Origin of the sequence: Streptomyces sp. NBC_01352 (assembly GCF_036237295.1) — a bacterium.
GTDB classification, from domain to species: domain Bacteria; phylum Actinomycetota; class Actinomycetes; order Streptomycetales; family Streptomycetaceae; genus Streptomyces; species Streptomyces plumbiresistens.
Map to the genome: position 1 here is coordinate 10313703 of NZ_CP108354.1, position 17206 is coordinate 10330908.

The following is a 17206-nucleotide window of genomic DNA, read 5'->3' on the forward strand; positions in this document are numbered from 1 at the left end:
CCTCTTCGGCCTCGGTTGTCTTCGGTTCCTGCTCAGCGCTCGTCGGTTGCGGGTACCCGGACAGCGGCAAGGTATGCACGCCGACCGCCGAGCAGGTCCTTCCTGGCGCGTACCCGGGCTGTGACGACGCATGCCTGTTCTGTGTCCATGCGGCGAAAAACCGGTGGCGGTGCGGCCGCGGATTCCGCTCAGGTACGGGTGGCGACGATCAGCTCGTGCAGGTAGCGCTTGGTGACGCTGCCGCCGTGCCGGCTTTCGATCAGATCCCGGATACAGGTCAGGAGGCCGCCCCGACGGGCCTCGTCGAGCGCGCGGTGGCCCGAGTAGGTGAGCAGCACGTCGACGTACCCGTCGGCGGAGTACGTGATGTCCTGGAGGTATCGGGTGGCCACGACGTTCCCGAACCGCCCGCCGCGTTCCCACTCTGCCGTGTCCATGGCGATCTCCGACTCGTCCTGGAGTCGTAGTCCGGGCGGGGTGGCCGGGTCCCAGCGTTCATAGCAGCGCTGGGCCTGCGCGAAGAAGTCCGTGCTGCCGCCCGCCACGTGCTCGGTGGTGACGACCGCGAGCCTGCCTCCGGGGCGCAGCGCGTCCGCCGGCTTGCGCAGGCGCACGGCCGGGTCGAGCCAGTGGAACGCGGTGGCGCACACCACCAGGTCGAACGGCCGGGGCGGCAGCGGCCAGTGCTCGAAATCCGCCACCTCCACGTCGGCCAGCGGGAATTCCCGCAGCCGCCGCCGGGCCACGGCCGCCATGGCGGGCCCCAGCTCCACTCCCGTGACCCGGCAGCCGAACTCCGCCAGCGGGACGGTGAGTTGGCCGGTCCCCGGGGCCACCTCCAGGACCCGGCTGTTTGGCCCGAGGCCCGCGGTGCGCGCCAACTCGTCGACGAGGGCGCGGGGATAGCGGGGCCGTGCCCGGTCGTACAGCTCCGCGACCTCGTTGAACGTTTCTCGTAGCACTGTTCCCACGCCCCTTGGCCGCCGCGATTCCACCCAGGGCAGAATGCCGACCCCTTCCCCTGGCGTCCAGGAAATCTAGTCTGAAGAGGTGAGCAGCCAAGCGCCGAACCAAGCCCGCGTGATCCCCCTGCGCCCGCCCGCCGCGCGCCCCGGGACCACCGGCCCAGTGTCCGAACGCCCCGTCACCGCCCCTCCCGAGCCCGCCGCCAGGGAACCCCTCCTGCGCGACCTCGTCGGAGACGTCCTGCGGCGCGAACGCCTCGCCCAGGAACGCACGCTCAAGGACGTCGCCGATACGGCCAGGATTTCCATGCCGTACCTCTCCGAGGTGGAACGCGGCCGCAAGGAGGCCTCCTCCGAGGTCCTCGCGGCCGCCGCCGGCGCCCTGGGCCTGGGCCTCGGCGACCTGCTGTCCCTGGCGCAGGGCGAGCTAGTCCGGCGGACGACGCCCCGGTCCGTCAGGAGTCACGGCCGCTCCACGGCGCCGTACAACGGGCTCTGCCTGGCCGCCTGACGAACCGCGGCCGGCGCCTCAGACCGTCACGAGGCGCCGGCTCAGCACCTGGTCGGCGAGCCCGTACGCCACCGCCTCCTCGGCGGTGAACACCTTGTCGCGGTCCATGTCCGCGCGCAGCTTCGCGATGTCGTGGTGCGTGTGCCGCGCCAGGACCTCCTCCACCTGGGAGCGGATCCGCACCATCTCCTTGGCCTGGAGCGCGAGATCGGACACCGTGCCCCGCTGTCCGCCGCTGGCCGGCTGCCCGAGCAGCACGCGTGCGTGCTCGAGGACGATCCGCCGCCCGGGATCCCCGCCGGCCAGCAGTACGGCCGCCGTGGAGGCCGCCTGGCCGACGCAGACGGTCGAGATCGGCGCCTGGACGTACGTCATCGTGTCGTAGATCGCCATCAGCGAAGTGAACGAGCCGCCGGGGGAGTTGATGTAGATCGCGATCTCGTTCTCCGGGGCCGACGACTCCAGATGGAGGAGTTGCGCGATGACGACGTTCGCCACGCCGTCGTCGATCTCGGTGCCGAGGAAGATGATCCGCTCCGACAGCAGCCGGCTGAAGACGTCGTAGGACCGCTCGCCCTGCGGGGTCCGCTCGACGACGTTCGGAATCGTGTAGGTCCCCATGTCACAGCCCCATCCGTCGCTTCGAGGCGCCCGGGCGGACGTCCGCGAAGGACTCCACGACCCGGTCGACCATGCCGTACTCCCTGGCCTGCTCGGCCGTGAACCAGCGGTCGCGGTCGCCGTCCCGGGAGATGGTCTCCGGGCTCTGCCCGGTGTGCTCCGCGGTGATCCGCTCCATGGTCCGCTTCAGTTGCTCCAGGTTCTCCGCCTGGATCTCGATGTCCGCGGTGGTGCCGCCGATGCCCGCCGACGGCTGGTGCATCATGATGCGCGCGTTGGGGAGCGCGTAGCGCTTGCCGGGGGTGCCCACACTCAGCAGGAACTGGCCCATGCTCGCGGCGAAGCCCATGGCGAGCGTGGACACGTCGTTCGGGATCAGCCGCATCGTGTCGTAGATGGCCAGGCCCGCGTGCACGGAACCGCCCGGGCTGTTGACGTACAGGCTGATGTCGGTGCGCGGGTCCTCCGCGGACAGGATCAGCAGCTGGGCGCAGACCCGGTTCGCGGAGACCTCGTCGACCTGGGTGCCCAGCAGGACGATGCGCTGTGCGAGCAACTGGGCGGCCAGGTGGTCGTCGAAGCGGGTGGGCGCGGTGTCGCCTTCCTCGGCCCGCGGAGCGAGCGTGGTGAGTGGAGTCATCGGTTCTCCTCGTGGTGGCGGGGATGCCGTCGACTCCACTCTTGGCCCCTCACGAGACCGGAATGCGGATTCTCTGCCCGCGGCAGATTCGCTGCGGGCAGAGCGGGCGGTCGAGCCCCCTGCCGCGTCAGCCGTCGCCCTTCTCGCGCAGCTGCCGGAAGAACGCCCGCACGTCGCCCACCAGCAGGTCCGGCTCCTCCATCGCCGCGAAGTGCCCGCCCCGGTCGAACTCCGTCCAGCGCACGATGTTCTCCGTCCGCTCCGCCTTGTGGCGCAGCGGGATCTGCGGATCGCCGGGGAAGGACGCCAGCGCGGTCGGGGCGGTCGAGGGCTCGTTCGGGGCGGCGACCCGGTCTCCCTCGGCGTGGGCGCGCTCGTAGTAGATCCGGGCGGACGAACCCGCCGTGCCCGTCAGCCAGTACAGCATCACGTTCGTCAGCATCAGGTCCCGGTCGACGGCCTCCTCGGGCAGCTCCTCGGAGTCGGTCCACTCCCGGAACTTCTCGACGATCCAGGCGAGTTGGCCGACCGGCGAGTCGGTGAGCGCGTAGGACAGGGTCTGCGGGCGGGTGTGCTGGACGGCGTAGTAGCCCGTGCCCTCCCGCGACCATTCGGCCCACCTGCGCCACGAGAGGAGCGTCCGTTCCCGTTCCCCGGGGCTCAGCGCCGCCAGCTCCTCGGAGGTCGGCTCGGTGGCCGCCTGTGCGCCGGGCAGCAGGTTGAGGTGGATGCCGATGACCCGGTCGGGGTGGACGCGGCCCAGTTCGCGGGAGATGGCGGCGCCCCAGTCGCCGCCCTGGGCGCCGAACCGGTCGTAGCCGAGGCGTGTCATCAGCTCGACCCACGCGTCGGCGATCCGGCGTGCCTCCCAGCCGGTGTCCCGGGTGGGTCCGGAGAACCCGAAGCCGGGGATGCTCGGCAGCACGATGTGGAACGCGTCGGCGGGGTCACCGCCGTGCGCGGCCGGGTCCGTCAGGGGACCGACGACGTCGAGGAACTCGACGATCGAGCCCGGCCAGCCGTGCGTGACGATCAGCGGGGTGGCGTCGCGCTCGGGGGAGCGGATGTGCGCGAAGTGCACATGCGCGCCGTCGATCTCGGTCGTGAACTGCGGCCACGCGTTCAGCCGCGCCTCGGCCGCCCGCCAGTCGTACGTGTGTCGCCAGTACCGCACCAGGTCGCGCAGGTAGGCGGACGGAACTCCGTACGCCCAGCCCACCCCTGGGAGCTCGTCCGGCCACCGGGTCCGGTCCAGGCGGTCGTGCAGGTCGTCCAGGTCGCTCTGCGGTATGTCGATGCGGAAGGGCTGGATGCCGCGGTGAGCGGGTGAAGACGTCATGGCCGCGATGCTAGTTCCGAAGGGTGTATCGGCCACCTGGATTAACCGGCGGCCCGACCGATGAGTTCCGGGGCGAGGATCGGTCGACACAGGTGACAGCTTTCCGCACGCCCAGGAGGTACCCATGGCAACCGACGGTTTCACCACGTGTCTCTGGTTCGACGGCCAGGCCGAGGAGGCCGCCCACTACTACGTCTCGGTCTTCAAGAACTCCAGCGTCGGCAGGGTCGTGCACTACCCCGAGGGCGCGCCTCAGCCCGCCGGCACCGTGCTGACCGTCGAGTTCACGGCCAACGGCCACAAGTTCCTCGCGCTCAACGGCGGCCCCGAGTTCAAGTTCACCGAGGCGGTCTCCTTCATGGTCATCTGCGAGAACCAGGAGGAGATCGACTACTACTGGGCCAAGCTCACCGAGGGCGGCGGCGAGCCCGGCCCCTGCGGCTGGCTCAAGGACAAGTACGGGGTGTCCTGGCAGGTCGTCCCGGACCGGCTCGACGCCATGATCTCCGACCCGGACCCGGCGAAGGCGGCCCGCGTGACCAAGGCGTTCATGGCCATGAGCAAGTTCGACCTCGCCGCCCTGGACAAGGCCTACGCGGGCGAGTGACGCACCCGCCTCCCCGCACCACAGCGAACCGGCGTAACCACTGGGTTTCCGAGGTTAATTTCCGCGTCCGAAGGGTTGGCGCCGCACCGCGCCCTCGTTATCGTTCACGCACTTCACTCAATCGTTCCACTGAACGAATAGCGAGAGGGACGGTCGGTTCATGTCCGACATCCACCACCCGGGACGGCGGTCGGTGCTCGCCGCGGGCGTGGCCTCGGCGGCGTCGCTCGGTGCGTCCTGGCTGCTGTCCGGCTGTACCGGGGCCGCGTCCACCCCCGTCCTGCCGGCCGCCGCGGCGAAGGGCGCCCCCGACCGCGGCGGCACCCTGCGCATCGCCCGGCCGCCCGCCTCCGACGCCGAGACCCTGGACCCGGCGAGCGCCCTGTCGGCGTACGAGTACCTGGGCGCCCTCTACAACCGGCTGGTCCGCGTCGACGCGAACGGCGAACTCGCCCCCGACCTGGCCGAGTCCTGGGAGTCCGACAGCACGGCCCGCACCTGGACCTTCCGGCTCCGCAAGGGCGTCACCTTCCACCACGGCCGCCCCTTCACCGCCGCCGACGCGGCCTACACGCTCCGCCACATCCTCGACAAGGCGACGGCGTCCCCGCAGGCCGCCGTACTCGCCCCGCTCGTCGACCCGGAGCGGCTGCGCACCCCCGACGCCCACACCCTGGTCGTCCCGCTGAAGTCCCCGAACGCCGAGTTCCCGAGCCTCCTCACGCACTACAACTGCTACGTCGTCCCGGACGGCAGCGCGAAGTCGATCGGCCGCACCGGCATCGGCACCGGCCCCTTCCAGCTGGAGTCCTTCGCGCCCGCCGGACCCGGTCGCGTCACCGCGTACCGGGACCACTGGGCGGGCGCTCCCGTCCTCGACGCCATCGCCTTCTACTCGGTCGCCGACATGTCGGCCCGCTCGAACGCCCTGCTCGCGGGCCAGGTCGACCTGCTCTCCCAGACCAACCTCGACTTCGCGACGGCCCGCGTGGTCGCCGCCTCCGACCGGGCCACCGTCGCGCGCGTGAAGAACGCCCAGTGGTACGTCCTGCCGATGCTCACCACGGAGAAGCCCTTCACCGACGTCCGGGTACGGCAGGCCATGAAGCTCGCCTACGACCCCGAGCACGTCGTCAAGGTCGCTCTGCAGGGCGCGGGCACCGCCGGCTGGGACAACCCCGTGCCGCCGAGCGACCCGGTCCACCTCCCCGCACACCCGAAGCACGACCCGGAACAGGCGCGCCACCTGCTGAAGAAGGCGGGCCAGGAGAACCTGGCCGTCGACCTCTACACGTCGTCCTACGACCCGCTGTTCACGCCCATGGCCCTCGCCTACCAGGACTCCGCCAGACGGGCCGGCATCCGCATCCGGGTCAAGACGGCGTCGGCGGACTCGTACTACACGCAGATCTGGATGAAGAAGCCCCTGATGGCCACCTACTGGTTCACCGGCCGACCCGTCGACCAGCTCTTCACCCAGATCTTCCGCAGCGGCTCCTCCTACAACGAAACCGCCTGGTCCGACAAGGACTTCGACGCCCTTCTGGACCGGGCGCGCGCCGAGACGGACGACACGCGGCGCCGCGAGCTGTACGGCGAGGCGCAGACGACGGTGATCGAGAAGGGCGGGGCGATGACCCCGATGTTCGCCGACCGGCTCGTCGGGATCTCGCGCACGGTGCGCGGATACGCCGAGCACGGCTTCGAGTTCGACTACCTCGGCATCGGCCTGAAGGGAGCCTGAGCATGCTCTCCTTCCTGGCCCGCAGGATCGCGGCCGCCCTCGGCACGCTCTTCCTCTCCTCCGTGCTGGTCTTCCTCGCCGTCCAGGCCCTGCCCGGTGACGTCGCCACCCAGGTCCTCGGCAAGGACGCCACCCCGGACGCCGTCGCCGCACTGCGCGGGCAGCTTGGGCTCGACCGGCCCGCCTGGGAGCGCTACGCCGACTGGATCGCGGGCGCCACACATGGCGACTTCGGTACCTCCCTCGTCTCCAGCCGGCCGGTGGGCGGCGAGGTGTCGTCGTACCTCGGCAACTCCGCGCTGATAGCCCTCGTGACCGTCCTCTTCGCCGTCACGGGATCGATCGTCCTCGGCATCCTCGCGGGCCTGTACCGCGACCGCTGGCCCGACCACGTCATCTCGACCGCCGCCCTCGTCGGCATGAGTGTCCCCGAGTTCGTCGTGGCGACCGTGCTGGTGCTGTGCTTCTCGGTGGCGCTGCCGTGGTTCCCCGCGGTCGTCCTCTACGGCCCCGACGCCACCGTCGGCCAACTCCTGCCCGCCGTCTGGCTCCCCGCCCTCGCGCTCGCCGTGGTCATGGCCGCGTACATCGTCCGCATGACCCGTACCTCGGTGATCGACGTGATGGCGGGCGAGTTCGTCACGACCGCCCGGCTGAAGGGCCTGTCGACCTGGCGGGTCGTCACCCGGCACGCACTGCCGAGCGCCCTGCTGCCCACCCTGCACGTGATCGCCCTCAACGTCGCCTGGCTCGCGGGCGGCGTCGCCGTCGTCGAGAACGTCTTCAACTACCCCGGCATCGGCAAGCTGATGCTCTCCTCGGTGCAGAACCGGGACCTGCCCGTCATCCAGGCCATCGCCCTGATCAGCGCGGTCGTCTACGTCGTCTGCAACCTCGCCGCCGATCTCGGCGCGATGGCCCTCAACCCCAGGCTCCGCACGCGCGGGAGGACCCGATGACCACGCTCGCCGCAGCCCCGGCGGCCGCACGCGCCTGGCGGACCCTGCGCACCTCGCGCACCGCCGTCCTCGGCCTCGCCGTCGTCGCCGTACACGTCGTGATCGCCCTGCTGGCCCCGCTCCTCTCCTCCTACGACCCCATCGCCAACGACCCCGCGCAGGCACTGCTCGGCCCGAGCCCGGAACACTGGGCGGGCACCGACCAGTACGGCCGTGACGTCCTGGCGCGCGTGCTGTACGGCGGCCGGTACGCGCTCGGCGTGTCCCTCGCCGCGACCGTGCTGACCGTCGCCCTCGGCACGGTGGTCGGCTGTGCGGCCGCACTGCGCGGCGGCCTGTTCGACGACGTGCTCGGACGGGTCCTGGACGCCGTGCTGTCCGTGCCGTCCGTCCTGGCGCTGCTCGTCGTGGTGACGGCGCTCGGCACCGGCCCGGCGGTCATCGTCCTGGCTGTCGCCGTCGTGTACGTCCCTCAGGTCGTCCGTGTCGTGCGCGGCGCCGCCCTCGCGGTGGTGCCCGCCGACTACGTCACCGCCGCCCGCGCCCGCGGCGAGGGCACCTGGTCGATCCTGCGCCGGGAGCTCCTGCCCAACATCACGGACGTGGTGTACGTGGAGTTCGCGATGCGGGCCTCCTGGGTCGTGCTGCTGATCTCCTCGCTGTCCTTCCTCGGCTTCGGCGCCGACCCGCCGACCCCCGACTGGGGTCTGATGGTCGCCGAGAACCGCACCGCCATCACCGTCGTCCCGATGGCGAGCCTCGCGCCGATCATCGCCCTGGCCACGCTCGTGGTCGGGCTCAACCTCGCGGCCGACGGCCTGTCCAAGGCGTGGGGCGTGGACCGGATCAGGGAGGGCTCCTGATGGCCTCGATCGTTTCCGTGAACTCTCTGTCCGTGGCCTACCGTTCGGGCGGCCGGGACGTGCCCGTCGTGCGCGAGGTGTCCCTGGAGGTCGCCGAGGGGCGGACACTCGCCCTCGTCGGCGAGTCCGGCAGCGGCAAGTCGACCGTCGCCGCGACCCTGCTGGGGCATCTGCGGCACGGCTCCCGCATCACCGGGGGCTCGGTCCGCGTCGACGGCCGCGACGTCTTCGCCCTGCCCGCACGGGAGTTGCGGCGGCTGCGCGGCGGAACCGTCGCGATGGTCGCCCAGAACGCGGGTCATGCGCTCACGCCCTCGATGCGGATCGGCAAGCAGATCGAGGAGGTCGGCGGCGATGTCCCCGTCGTCGAACTGCTCGAACAGGTCCGGCTGCCCCGCCCCGCCGAGCTGGCCCGCCGCTACCCGCACGAGCTGTCCGGCGGCCAGCAGCAGCGCGTCGCCATCGCCATGGCCGTCGCGGCCCGCCCGAAGCTCCTGGTCCTCGACGAGCCGACCACCGGCCTGGACGTCGTCACCCAGCGCAGCGTCCTCGACCTGATCGCCGCCCTGCGGGACGAACTCGGCCTGGCCGCCCTGCTGGTGAGCCACGACCTGGGCGTGGTCGCGCACCTGGCCGACGAGGTGACCGTGCTGCGCTCGGGCCGGGCGGTCGAGTCGGCGCCCACACGGAAGCTGTTCGCGGCGCCCGAAAACCCGTACACCCGAAGGCTGTTGGCGAGCGTGCCGCGCCTCGACGACCCTGGGCTCGCGCTCGTGGGTGAGGCGGGGGAGCGGGAGGTCAGGCCCAAGGCCGGGGTGGCCGCAGACGCCCCGGTCGTCCTCTGCGCGCGCGACGTCACCATCGACTACGGCAGGTCCCGCGCCGTGCACGGCGTCTCCTTCGACGTCCGGCGCGGTGAAGTCCTCGCGCTCGTCGGCGAGTCGGGCAGCGGCAAGTCGACCCTCGCGTGGACACTGGCGGGCCTGCGCACCCCGTCCGGCGGCACCATGACGCACGAGACCGGCGACCTGACCCCGCCCGCGCACCAGAGGCCGCTGCCCCTTCGCCGCCGCGTCCAGCTGGTCTTCCAGAACGCGGACACCTCGCTCAACCCCCGCCGCTCGGTGGGCGAAGCGGTCCGACGGCCCCTGCGCTTCTTCGGCACCGCCACCGGTCGTACGGACGCGGCCGAGCGCGCCCGGCAGCTCATCTCGGACGTGCGCCTCGACCCGGCCCTCGCCGACCGCCTGCCCGCGCAGCTCTCCGGCGGCCAGCGGCAGCGCATCGGCATAGCCCGGGCGCTCGCGGGCGAGCCGGACGTGCTGATCGCCGACGAGATCACCACCGCCCTCGACGTCTCCGTGCAGGCCGACGTCCTCAGGCTGCTCGACGACCTGCGCCGGGAACGCGCTCTCGCCTGCCTGTTCATCAGCCACGACCTGGCCGTCGTCCGCGGCGTGGCGGACCGGGTCCTCGTCCTGCGGCACGGCGTGGTCGTCGAGGAAGGCCCGACGGAAGCCGTCTTCGCCGCGCCCGGCCACCCCTACACCCGCCAGCTGATGGCGGCCGCCCTCGAACCCGACCCCGACGCGGAGCCGTTCGTCGAGGACATCGCCGAGTGGGAGGACGCCGCCGTACCGGACGACCTGTGGACCGACCACGGCGACGGACACCGCGTCCGCCGCTGGAGCCCCGTCAACGCCCCCATCGCCGAAGGAGTTTCGTGAGGTACCGCGAGCAGTTCGAGCGCCAGGTGATCCGCGAGGACGTCTGGATCCCCACCCGGGACGGAAGGACCCGGCTGCACGCCCGCGTCTGGCGGCCCGCCGACGCCGAGTCCGACCCCGTGCCCGCGCTGCTCGAATACCTCCCGTACCGCAAGAGCGACTGGACCGCCCCGCGCGACGCCCAGCGCCACCCCTGGTACGCCGGTCACGGCTACGCCTCCGTCCGCGTCGACATACGCGGCCACGGCGACAGCGAGGGCACGCCCGGCGACGAGTACGACGCGCAGGAACTCGCGGACGGCGTCGACGTCGTCCACTGGCTTGCCGCACAGCGCTGGTGCACCGGCAAGGTCGGCATGTTCGGCATCTCGTGGGGCGGCTTCAACGCGCTCCAGATCGCCGCGCTCGCCCCCGAACCGCTGAAGGCGATCGTCACCGTCTGCTCGACCGACGACCGCTACGACAACGACGTCCACTACACCGGAGGCGCCGTCCTCGGCATCGACATGCCCGCCTGGGCCGGCACCATGCTCGCCTTCGCCTCCCGCCCGCCGGACCCGGCGACCGTCGGCGCCGACCGCTGGCTGCCGATGTGGCGCGAGCGCCTGGACGCCCTCGAACCCTTCCTGCACACCTGGCTGGACCACCAGCAGCGCGACGCGTACTGGCGGCACGGAAGCGTCTGCGAGGACTACGGGGCGCTGCGGGCGGCCGTCCTCGCCGTCGGCGGCTGGCACGACCCCTACCGGGACGCCGTGCTCCGGCTCGTCGAGCACCTGCCCGCCGACCGGGTACGGGGACTGATCGGCCCCTGGTCGCACCAGTACCCCGACCGGGGCCTCCCGCCGGGCCCCGCGATCGGCTTCCTCCAGGAGACCCTGCGCTGGTGGGACCAGCACCTGAAGGGCACCGACACGGGCGTCATGGCGGAACCACTCCTGCGCGGCTGGATCAACGACCCGGTGCCGCCCGCCACCTCCTACGACGAGATGCCGGGACGCTGGGTCGGCGAGACCGACTGGCCCTCGCTGCACGTCACCTTCGAGGAGCGGGCCCTGGGGGCGAGCGCCTCCCCTGTCCTCGTACGGTCCCCGCAGCACACCGGCATCGACGCCGGCCGCTTCTTCCCGTTCGGCAACGCGAGCGACCTGCCGCCGGACCAGCGCGAGGAGGACGGCCGTTCGGTCTGCTTCGACTCGGAGCCCCTCGCCGAGCGCGTCGAGATCCTCGGCCGCCCCCGCGCAAGGCTCCGCCTGGACAGCGCCACCCCGCGCGCCCACGTCATCGCCCGGCTCTGCGACGTCGCCCCGGACGGCTCGTCCACCCTGGTCAGCCGCGGTGTGCTCAACCTGCTGAGCAGGCGGGGCCGCGAGCGGGCCGTCGAGTGGACCCCGGGGACGTACGAGGACGTCGAGGTCGAGCTCAACGGCATCGGGTACGCCTTCCCGCCCGGCAACCGCGTCCGCGTCGCCGTCTCGGACGCGTACTGGCCGTGGGTGTGGCCGCACGGACAGCGCGGCGAACTGCGGGTCGTCCCCGCCGAGAGCGCCGTCCTCCTCCCCGTACGGGAAGCCGTCGACGGTCCGCCGATCCGCTTCGAGGAACCCGAACAGGCCCCGCCGCTCGCCGTCACCTACGACCGGCCCGCCGCCCCGGCTCCCGAGCGGCTCGTCACGCACGACGTGGCGAAGGGCGAGTGGACGCTCGAGGTCGACCCCAACTACGGGGGATCGCGGACGTACCCGGACGGACTGCGGTACGAGGAGAGCGCGCGGGAGACGTACCGCATCCGCAGCGACGACCCGCTGTCCGCGCGGGCCGTGTCGGAGTGGCACATCAGGCTGCGGCGCGGGGAGGACGGCGCCGACTGGGCCGCTGAGATCATGGTGCGCACGGAGCTGCGCGCCACGGCCGCGGACTTCGTCATGGACAGTCGCGTCGAAGCACGGGCGAACGGAGAGACAGTGGCCAAGCGCGCATGGCACCGCACCACCCCGAGGACGTCCGGATGACGGCCGCGAAGCCCTCCCAGGCCGCGAAGTCCCCACGTCGTGCCGTCGCCGCCGCCGACCGTACCCGCCAGCCCACCGAGGTGCGCCGACGGCTCATCGTCGAGGCGGCCGTCCCGCTGATCGCCGAACGCGGCTACGCCTCGGTCGGGGTGCGGGACGTGGCCGCCGCGGCCGGGGTGTCCGTCGGTACCGTCACCTATCACTTCGGCAGCGTGCAGGAGATCCTCTCCGAGGCGATGGTGCTGCACATCGAGCGGTACTACGCCGAGCTGAGCGAGACCGCCGAGCAGGCCTCCAGCGCGGCCGAGGCGCTGCGGCTGCTGGTCGACGCGCTGTTCACCGAGGACACCGACCGGCACTGGCGGATGTGGTTCGACTACTGGAACGCCGGCGACCAGGGCACGGACGAGGCCTTCGCCCGTGGGCAGGCCCAGCGGTACGAGGCCTGGCATCAGCAGATCCGCGCCCTGGCCGAACGGGGCGTCGCCGAGGGCGAGTTCACCGGCGACGACCTCGACGGCTTCACCGTCCGCTTCTCCGCCCTCGCCGACGGACTCGCCCTGCAACGGCTGCGCCAGGTGCCCGCGCTGAGCACCGAGGACGCGCGCCGTCACCTCAACCGGCTCATCGAGACCGAGCTCGTTCGCCGATCACCCGCGTGATCTCCCGGGCGATGCGCAGGATGCCGGGGGAGCGGACCGGGCAGGGCTTCGGCGTGGCCGTCGTGGGCGCCAGGCAGAAGTGCAGGTAGTCCTTGTCGAGGTGGAGGGCGGTGCGGTCCCGGCCGGGCTGGGTGCAGTAGTCGGGGTGGTCGTGCTCGTAGGCGGTGCACGGCAGGTACTGGACCCAGGTCTGCCGGGCGCCGGCGGGGCTGACCGTCTTTCCCGCGTCGGCGACGAGGTCGCCCGAGGCGGCGGCCTGCTCCTCGTAGAGGCTGTTCACGCGCCGGATCCGGTCGGGGGTGATCGGGTCCGGGCCCTGCAGCACCCACACGATCTTCGGCCGCTTCGCCCCGCCGGCCGCCGCGATCTGTTCGGTGAGCCGCTCGGCGTCGGCGGCGTACCGCTCGAAGTACTCGGTGGGCGAGTCGTTGTGGGTGATCCCGTCCATGCACCAGGTGTAGCCCCAGGCGTTGCCCCAGAACTGCAGGACCACATAGTCCGGGTGCAGCGATCGCACCAGGGCGGCCGCCTTGTCCCGGTCGGGGACGAGCGACCGCGCCCCGGTGCCCTCCAGGTAGTCGCACACCGTGGTCCCCGAGTAGGGGGCGCTCGTGTACTTCGCGCCCAGGTCGCGGCGCAGCTCCTCGCCGAGCACCCGCTGGTTCTCCATCGCCAGGGAGTCGCCCAGGTACAGCACGGTGGGTGCCTTCGCCGGTGCGCGCGGCGAGGCGGGCGGCCGCCGGTGCTCGGTGGTGGGGGACGAGACGGGTACGTCGGGGGCCGGCGGCGCATCCTCCGGACCGGACGCCGGATCCGTGCACGCGCCGAGCAGCAGCCCGGCCAGCAGTAACCCCACGGCCCACACCCTGCGCATACGAGCACCCCCGCCCCGGCCGACGAAACGGCTCCCCAGGCAAGCACAGCCGGGCGCAGGGCGGAAGACACCGGACCGGTCGAGGTCCGACCGTGACTCACACCCGGTCGGCCGCGATCAGCAGGTACTGGAAGCTGCCGTTGCGGTAGGCGGTCAGGAAAGTGTCCTCGATGCCCGTGACCAGGTGGTCCGCCTCCTTGCGCAGGTCCCAGTACGGGAGGGCCGCCGCCGTCAGATCCTCCACGTGGACGGGCACCAGCCGGTTCCTGGCCATGGCGCGAAAGTACTCCGAGCGCGGGTGGATGTCGCAGATGTAGTGGGCGTTGATGAGGGAGACCTCGCGGGAGGCCTGCCCGTAGGTGTCGTTGTAGCAGCCGGTGATCACCACATAGCGTCCGCCGCGGCGCAGCAGCCGGGCGTGCTCGGCGAACAGCAGGTCGAGCTCGACGTACATCGTCGACTCGTTGTTCCACGACGCCGCGAACTGACCCGCCGGGAAGCCGGTGTCCAGCATGTTGCGGTGGTGGTAGCGCACCCGGTCGTCGATGCCCCGCTTGCGGGCCTGGGCGTTCGCGAACTCGGCCTGTTTCGCGGAGATCGTCACGCCGTCGGCCCGGCAGCCGTACCTGAGATGCGCGACGACGCTGCCGCCGCCGCGCCCGCAGCCGGCGTCGAAGACGCGGTCGTCGGGGGTCAGCGGGCCGAGGTGGGCGGCGAGGAGTTCGGCCTGCGCGTGTTCCAGTCGGTGCAGTTCCGCGGTGATCCGCTCCCGCCGTCGGACGGGGTCGGGGTCGTCGAGCACGGAGCGGTCGACGTCGCCGAGGCCGTAGTGGTGGTGGTAGAGGTCGTCGAGCTTCCCGAGCTCGAGGTTGACCGGGTTCTCCTCGGCGTTCCAGTAGTCCGCGACACGGGTCTGGTACGTGGACTGGGTCGGCACCGGTGCTGTCGTGGTGCCGGCGTCAGCGGTCTTCAACGGTGGCTCCTCATGGTGCGTCTGACGTGACGTCAGGGCGGGCTGTCTTACCAGTAGTTGGGCAGGTGGTAGCGGTGGGTGTTGGTGGCGTGCCACTCGTGGTTGCCGGACACCCAGGCAGCCAGGCTCCGGGCGTAGCGCTCGACGAGGGGCGAGCCGGCGGACAACGCCGCGGACTCCTCCTCGAAGGCGTCCATGATCCGGTTGTGGATCTCCACGGCCTCCAGGTAGGCGGCCTTCAGCCCGCACCGCTCGTTGGCGGCGATCACCTGCGGCAGGTTCAGGTGGGTCGGGTCGCTCGCCAGCTCCTTGGTGAAGGAGTACAGGTCGTTGACGATCGTGGTGGCGTTGCACGCGAGCGCCGTGATCCGCTGGATCTCGGGGCGGGCGTAGACCGCTTCGGGCAGTTCGTAGCCGTCCACCGCGTCGACGATCGACAGACAGGGCCGGAAGTTGTTGAACTGCCGCATCACCAGGTACTCCCAGACCCGGGGCACGTACCGGATCTCCGACCAGGCGGCCTCGGCGAGATAGCCGAGGTGCAGGCGGGCGATGTCGTGGACGAAGCGGTCCGTCTGACTGGGTGTGGCGAAGGCGGCGTAGTCCTTGAGGGCCCAGTGGTACGAGCGCAGCGGCCCGTCGGCCTGGACGCCCTCCCGCCACTGTTCCTCCAGCTCGGGGGTGCCGTGGAAGGGGTCGAGCGCCGACTGGGCCAGGATCAGCCGGCCGCCGAGGCCGCGGGCGGAGGCGCCCCGGCCCTCGTCCTCCTCGCAGTAGCAGCTGTCGACGAGGTTCTCGGCCAGCAGCAGCTCGCCGGCGACCGTGAGGCGTTCGAGATCCACCGCGCCCGGATGCTGGAGCACCACGGCCCGGCCGAACTGGAACCCCGAGAAGTCGCCCGTCCAGGCAGGCGGGAACAGGTCGAGCCGGCGGGCCCAGGCCTCCAGTCTCTCGTCGACCTCCCGCACCTTCTCCGGGTCGGCGGGGACGGCGGGCCGGTACCTGAGGCCGGGGACCGGGCCGCCGCGCCGGGCTCGTGGCGTGCGGGCGAGGCTCGGAGGTCCGGGGATGCGGATGCCGGAACCGGATGCAGGGGGTGAGCTCATCGACGTACTCCTCGCAGGCTCCTCCCCGTCAGTCGGCGGTCCGGCCGATCTGCACGTTCTCCAGGATCCCCGCCGCGTCGGGCACGAGGATGGCCAGCGAGTAGTAGGCGGTGACGAGGTAACGGATGATCGCGGTGCCGTCGATGCCCATGAACCGTACGTTCAGGCCCGGTTGGTACTCCTCGGGGATGCCGGTCTGGTAGAGGCCGACGACACCCTGGTCCGCCTCTCCGGTGCGCAGCGCGATGATGCTGGTGGTGTGCTGCGGGCCGATCGGGATCTTGCCGCACGGGAAGAGCGGCACACCGCGCCAGGCGGGCACCTCGTGCCCCTCCACGTTCACGGTTCCCGGCACCAGACCGCGCCGGTTGCACTGCCGGAAGAACGCCGCGATGGCCTTCGGATGGGCGAGGAAGAGCCGGGTCTTGCGGCGCATCGCGAGCAGCTCGTCCAGGTCGTCCGGGGTCGGCGGCCCGGAGAAGGTGCTGATGCGCTGGCCGTAGTCGGTGTTGTGGAGCAGCCCGAACTCCCGGTTGTTGACCAGCTCCCACTCCTGGCGTTCGCGGATCTCCTCGATGGTCAGGCGGAGTTGCTGCTGGGTCTGGTCCATCGGGTCGTTGTAGAGGTCGGCGACCCGGCTGTGGACCCGCAGCACGGTCTGGGTGAGCGACAACTCGTACTCGCGCGGGGCGAGTTCGTAGTCCACGTACCCGCCGGCCAGCACCGGCTCGCCCACGTGACCGGCCTGCACCGGTACGTCGGCCTCGCCCTTGCGGTTCATCGGCCTGCTCTGCCGCTCGGCGTAGGCCTCCAGGTGGGCCGCCAGGGACGGCGTGCGGCCGGTGAACTCGGTGAGCGCGTCCCAGGACAGTGCCAGCACCACCCCGGCGGTCTCCGCCCGCACCGAGGTCAGCCACAGCGGGTCGGCGCGGCCGACTGCCTCGTCGCCCAGGCCCTCGCCGTCGGTGACGACGCCGATGACCTCCTCCTCGCCGTACTTGCCCACGGCGAACCGGGTGAACCTGCCGTGCACGACCAGGTACGCCTCCGTGACGGGCTGGCCGGCCTCGACGAGGATCTGGCCGGCCCGCACCTCCTTCACCCGGAACCGGGAGGCGATCTCCCTCAGGACCTCGGTGTCGGAGTAGCCGCGCAGGGCCGGCAGTTCGGTGAGCGTCTCGGGGATGACCTTGACGTCGTCGGCCCCGTTCTGGTCGAAGTGCACCCGCCCTCGGCCGATCCGCAGCTGGAGGCGCCGGTTGACCCGGTAGGCGCCGCCCCGGACGTCCGTCCACGGCAGCATCTTCAGCAGCCATCGTGAGGTGATGGCCTGCATCTGCGGTTCGGACTTGGTGGTCGTGGCGAGCTGACGTGCCGCCCGCGTACTGAGACTGGTGAGCTGCCCGTCGCCGACGGGCGGCGCCATGGGCTCGGGGTCGTCGGTGGTGGGTCCGGGGGCGCTTTCGGGTGCGGACACATTCCCTCCCTGGGGGTGAACAGGGGCGAGTGGAGTGGTCGGTGCTGACAGCAGCCTGGTGGCGGCGGCTTCGTGGCGGATGTGCCGGGCGCGCCGCAGGAACAAGCCAAACAGCCGAGGTGGCGG

General features: G+C 71.7%; 16 protein-coding genes. 8 read left to right on the forward strand and 8 right to left on the reverse strand.

All coding sequences use genetic code 11. The features are described from left to right. Window positions 1-188 precede the first annotated feature (188 nt). Window positions 189-962: a class I SAM-dependent methyltransferase gene (locus OG252_RS47360; protein WP_266445813.1), complete on the reverse strand. Its 774-nt coding sequence runs from the start codon at window positions 960-962 to the stop codon at window positions 189-191. An 88-nt stretch (window positions 963-1050) separates the two neighbouring features. Here OG252_RS47360 and OG252_RS47365 point away from each other — a divergent pair, with 88 nt between their 5' ends. Further along, a complete protein-coding gene (locus tag OG252_RS47365) occupies window positions 1051-1476 on the forward strand; it encodes a helix-turn-helix domain-containing protein (RefSeq protein ID WP_329344277.1) in 426 nt (141 codons plus the stop codon). An 18-nt stretch (window positions 1477-1494) separates the two neighbouring features. Here OG252_RS47365 and OG252_RS47370 read toward each other — a convergent pair whose 3' ends face one another. The 3 genes from OG252_RS47370 to OG252_RS47380 form a co-directional block, all read right to left on the reverse strand. Then, entirely contained in the window at window positions 1495-2097 is a 603-nt protein-coding gene (locus OG252_RS47370; RefSeq protein ID WP_307672639.1) for a ClpP family protease, read from the reverse strand. A 1-nt stretch (window position 2098) separates the two neighbouring features. After that, on the reverse strand, window positions 2099-2737 hold the full coding sequence (locus tag OG252_RS47375; protein ID WP_266445820.1) for an ATP-dependent Clp protease proteolytic subunit: 639 nt from the start codon (window positions 2735-2737) through the stop codon (window positions 2099-2101). Between the two features lie 127 nt (window positions 2738-2864). After that, the gene (locus OG252_RS47380; protein WP_329344280.1) at window positions 2865-4076 is read right to left on the reverse strand and encodes an epoxide hydrolase family protein; all 1212 of its coding nucleotides are present in this window, start codon (window positions 4074-4076) and stop codon (window positions 2865-2867) included. A gap of 124 nt (window positions 4077-4200) precedes the next feature. Between OG252_RS47380 and OG252_RS47385 the strand changes: the two genes are divergently transcribed. From OG252_RS47385 to OG252_RS47415, 7 genes are all read left to right on the forward strand, one after another. Further along, window positions 4201-4683 (forward strand): VOC family protein, encoded by a 483-nt coding sequence (locus tag OG252_RS47385; protein WP_329344282.1) that lies wholly within the window; start codon window positions 4201-4203, stop codon window positions 4681-4683. Window positions 4684-4843: 160 nt separating this feature from the next. After that, window positions 4844-6427 (forward strand): ABC transporter substrate-binding protein, encoded by a 1584-nt coding sequence (locus OG252_RS47390; RefSeq protein ID WP_329344284.1) that lies wholly within the window; start codon window positions 4844-4846, stop codon window positions 6425-6427. 2 nt (window positions 6428-6429) lie between these two features. Continuing rightward, window positions 6430-7386: an ABC transporter permease gene (locus OG252_RS47395; protein ID WP_329344285.1), complete on the forward strand. Its 957-nt coding sequence runs from the start codon at window positions 6430-6432 to the stop codon at window positions 7384-7386. After that, window positions 7383-8249, forward strand: coding sequence for an ABC transporter permease (locus OG252_RS47400; protein ID WP_329344287.1), 867 nt, complete (start codon window positions 7383-7385; stop codon window positions 8247-8249). The genes OG252_RS47395 and OG252_RS47400 overlap by 4 nt, the downstream gene beginning before the upstream one ends. After that, on the forward strand, window positions 8249-9976 hold the full coding sequence (locus OG252_RS47405; protein WP_329344289.1) for an ABC transporter ATP-binding protein: 1728 nt from the start codon (window positions 8249-8251) through the stop codon (window positions 9974-9976). The genes OG252_RS47400 and OG252_RS47405 overlap by 1 nt, the downstream gene beginning before the upstream one ends. Then, entirely contained in the window at window positions 9973-11988 is a 2016-nt protein-coding gene (locus OG252_RS47410) for a CocE/NonD family hydrolase (RefSeq protein ID WP_329344291.1), read from the forward strand. The genes OG252_RS47405 and OG252_RS47410 overlap by 4 nt, the downstream gene beginning before the upstream one ends. After that, window positions 11985-12650, forward strand: a complete 666-nt coding sequence (locus tag OG252_RS47415) for a TetR/AcrR family transcriptional regulator (protein WP_266445839.1) — start codon at window positions 11985-11987, stop codon at window positions 12648-12650. Before OG252_RS47410 ends, OG252_RS47415 begins: the two co-directional genes overlap by 4 nt. Here OG252_RS47415 and OG252_RS47420 read toward each other — a convergent pair. The 4 genes from OG252_RS47420 to OG252_RS47435 form a co-directional block, all read right to left on the reverse strand. Then, window positions 12613-13524 carry an SGNH/GDSL hydrolase family protein gene (locus tag OG252_RS47420; RefSeq protein ID WP_329344293.1) on the reverse strand — a complete coding sequence of 304 codons (912 nt, stop codon included), beginning with the start codon at window positions 13522-13524 and terminating at the stop codon, window positions 12613-12615. The two genes, OG252_RS47415 and OG252_RS47420, sit on opposite strands and share 38 nt — an antisense overlap. 97 nt (window positions 13525-13621) lie before the next feature. Further along, window positions 13622-14497, reverse strand: a complete 876-nt coding sequence (locus tag OG252_RS47425; RefSeq protein ID WP_266445845.1) for a geranyl diphosphate 2-C-methyltransferase — start codon at window positions 14495-14497, stop codon at window positions 13622-13624. Between the two features lie 47 nt (window positions 14498-14544). Further along, window positions 14545-15603, reverse strand: a complete 1059-nt coding sequence (locus OG252_RS47430) for a family 2 encapsulin nanocompartment cargo protein terpene cyclase (RefSeq protein ID WP_329344295.1) — start codon at window positions 15601-15603, stop codon at window positions 14545-14547. 28 nt (window positions 15604-15631) lie between these two features. After that, on the reverse strand, window positions 15632-17080 hold the full coding sequence (locus OG252_RS47435) for a family 2B encapsulin nanocompartment shell protein (protein WP_266445851.1): 1449 nt from the start codon (window positions 17078-17080) through the stop codon (window positions 15632-15634). Window positions 17081-17206: the final 126 nt, after the last annotated feature.

Coding starts and splice junctions, on each gene's coding strand:
- OG252_RS47415 (WP_266445839.1), top strand. CDS start 11,985: ATGACGGCCGCGAAGCCCTCCCAGGCCGCGAAGTCCCCACGTCGTGCC.
- OG252_RS47405 (WP_329344289.1), top strand. CDS start 8,249: ATGGCCTCGATCGTTTCCGTGAACTCTCTGTCCGTGGCCTACCGTTCG.
- OG252_RS47400 (WP_329344287.1), top strand. CDS start 7,383: ATGACCACGCTCGCCGCAGCCCCGGCGGCCGCACGCGCCTGGCGGACC.
- OG252_RS47385 (WP_329344282.1), top strand. CDS start 4,201: ATGGCAACCGACGGTTTCACCACGTGTCTCTGGTTCGACGGCCAGGCC.
- OG252_RS47395 (WP_329344285.1), top strand. CDS start 6,430: ATGCTCTCCTTCCTGGCCCGCAGGATCGCGGCCGCCCTCGGCACGCTC.
- OG252_RS47370 (WP_307672639.1), bottom strand. CDS start 2,097: ATGGGGACCTACACGATTCCGAACGTCGTCGAGCGGACCCCGCAGGGC.
- OG252_RS47420 (WP_329344293.1), bottom strand. CDS start 13,524: ATGCGCAGGGTGTGGGCCGTGGGGTTACTGCTGGCCGGGCTGCTGCTC.
- OG252_RS47375 (WP_266445820.1), bottom strand. CDS start 2,737: ATGACTCCACTCACCACGCTCGCTCCGCGGGCCGAGGAAGGCGACACC.
- OG252_RS47390 (WP_329344284.1), top strand. CDS start 4,844: ATGTCCGACATCCACCACCCGGGACGGCGGTCGGTGCTCGCCGCGGGC.
- OG252_RS47380 (WP_329344280.1), bottom strand. CDS start 4,076: ATGACGTCTTCACCCGCTCACCGCGGCATCCAGCCCTTCCGCATCGAC.
- OG252_RS47430 (WP_329344295.1), bottom strand. CDS start 15,603: ATGAGCTCACCCCCTGCATCCGGTTCCGGCATCCGCATCCCCGGACCT.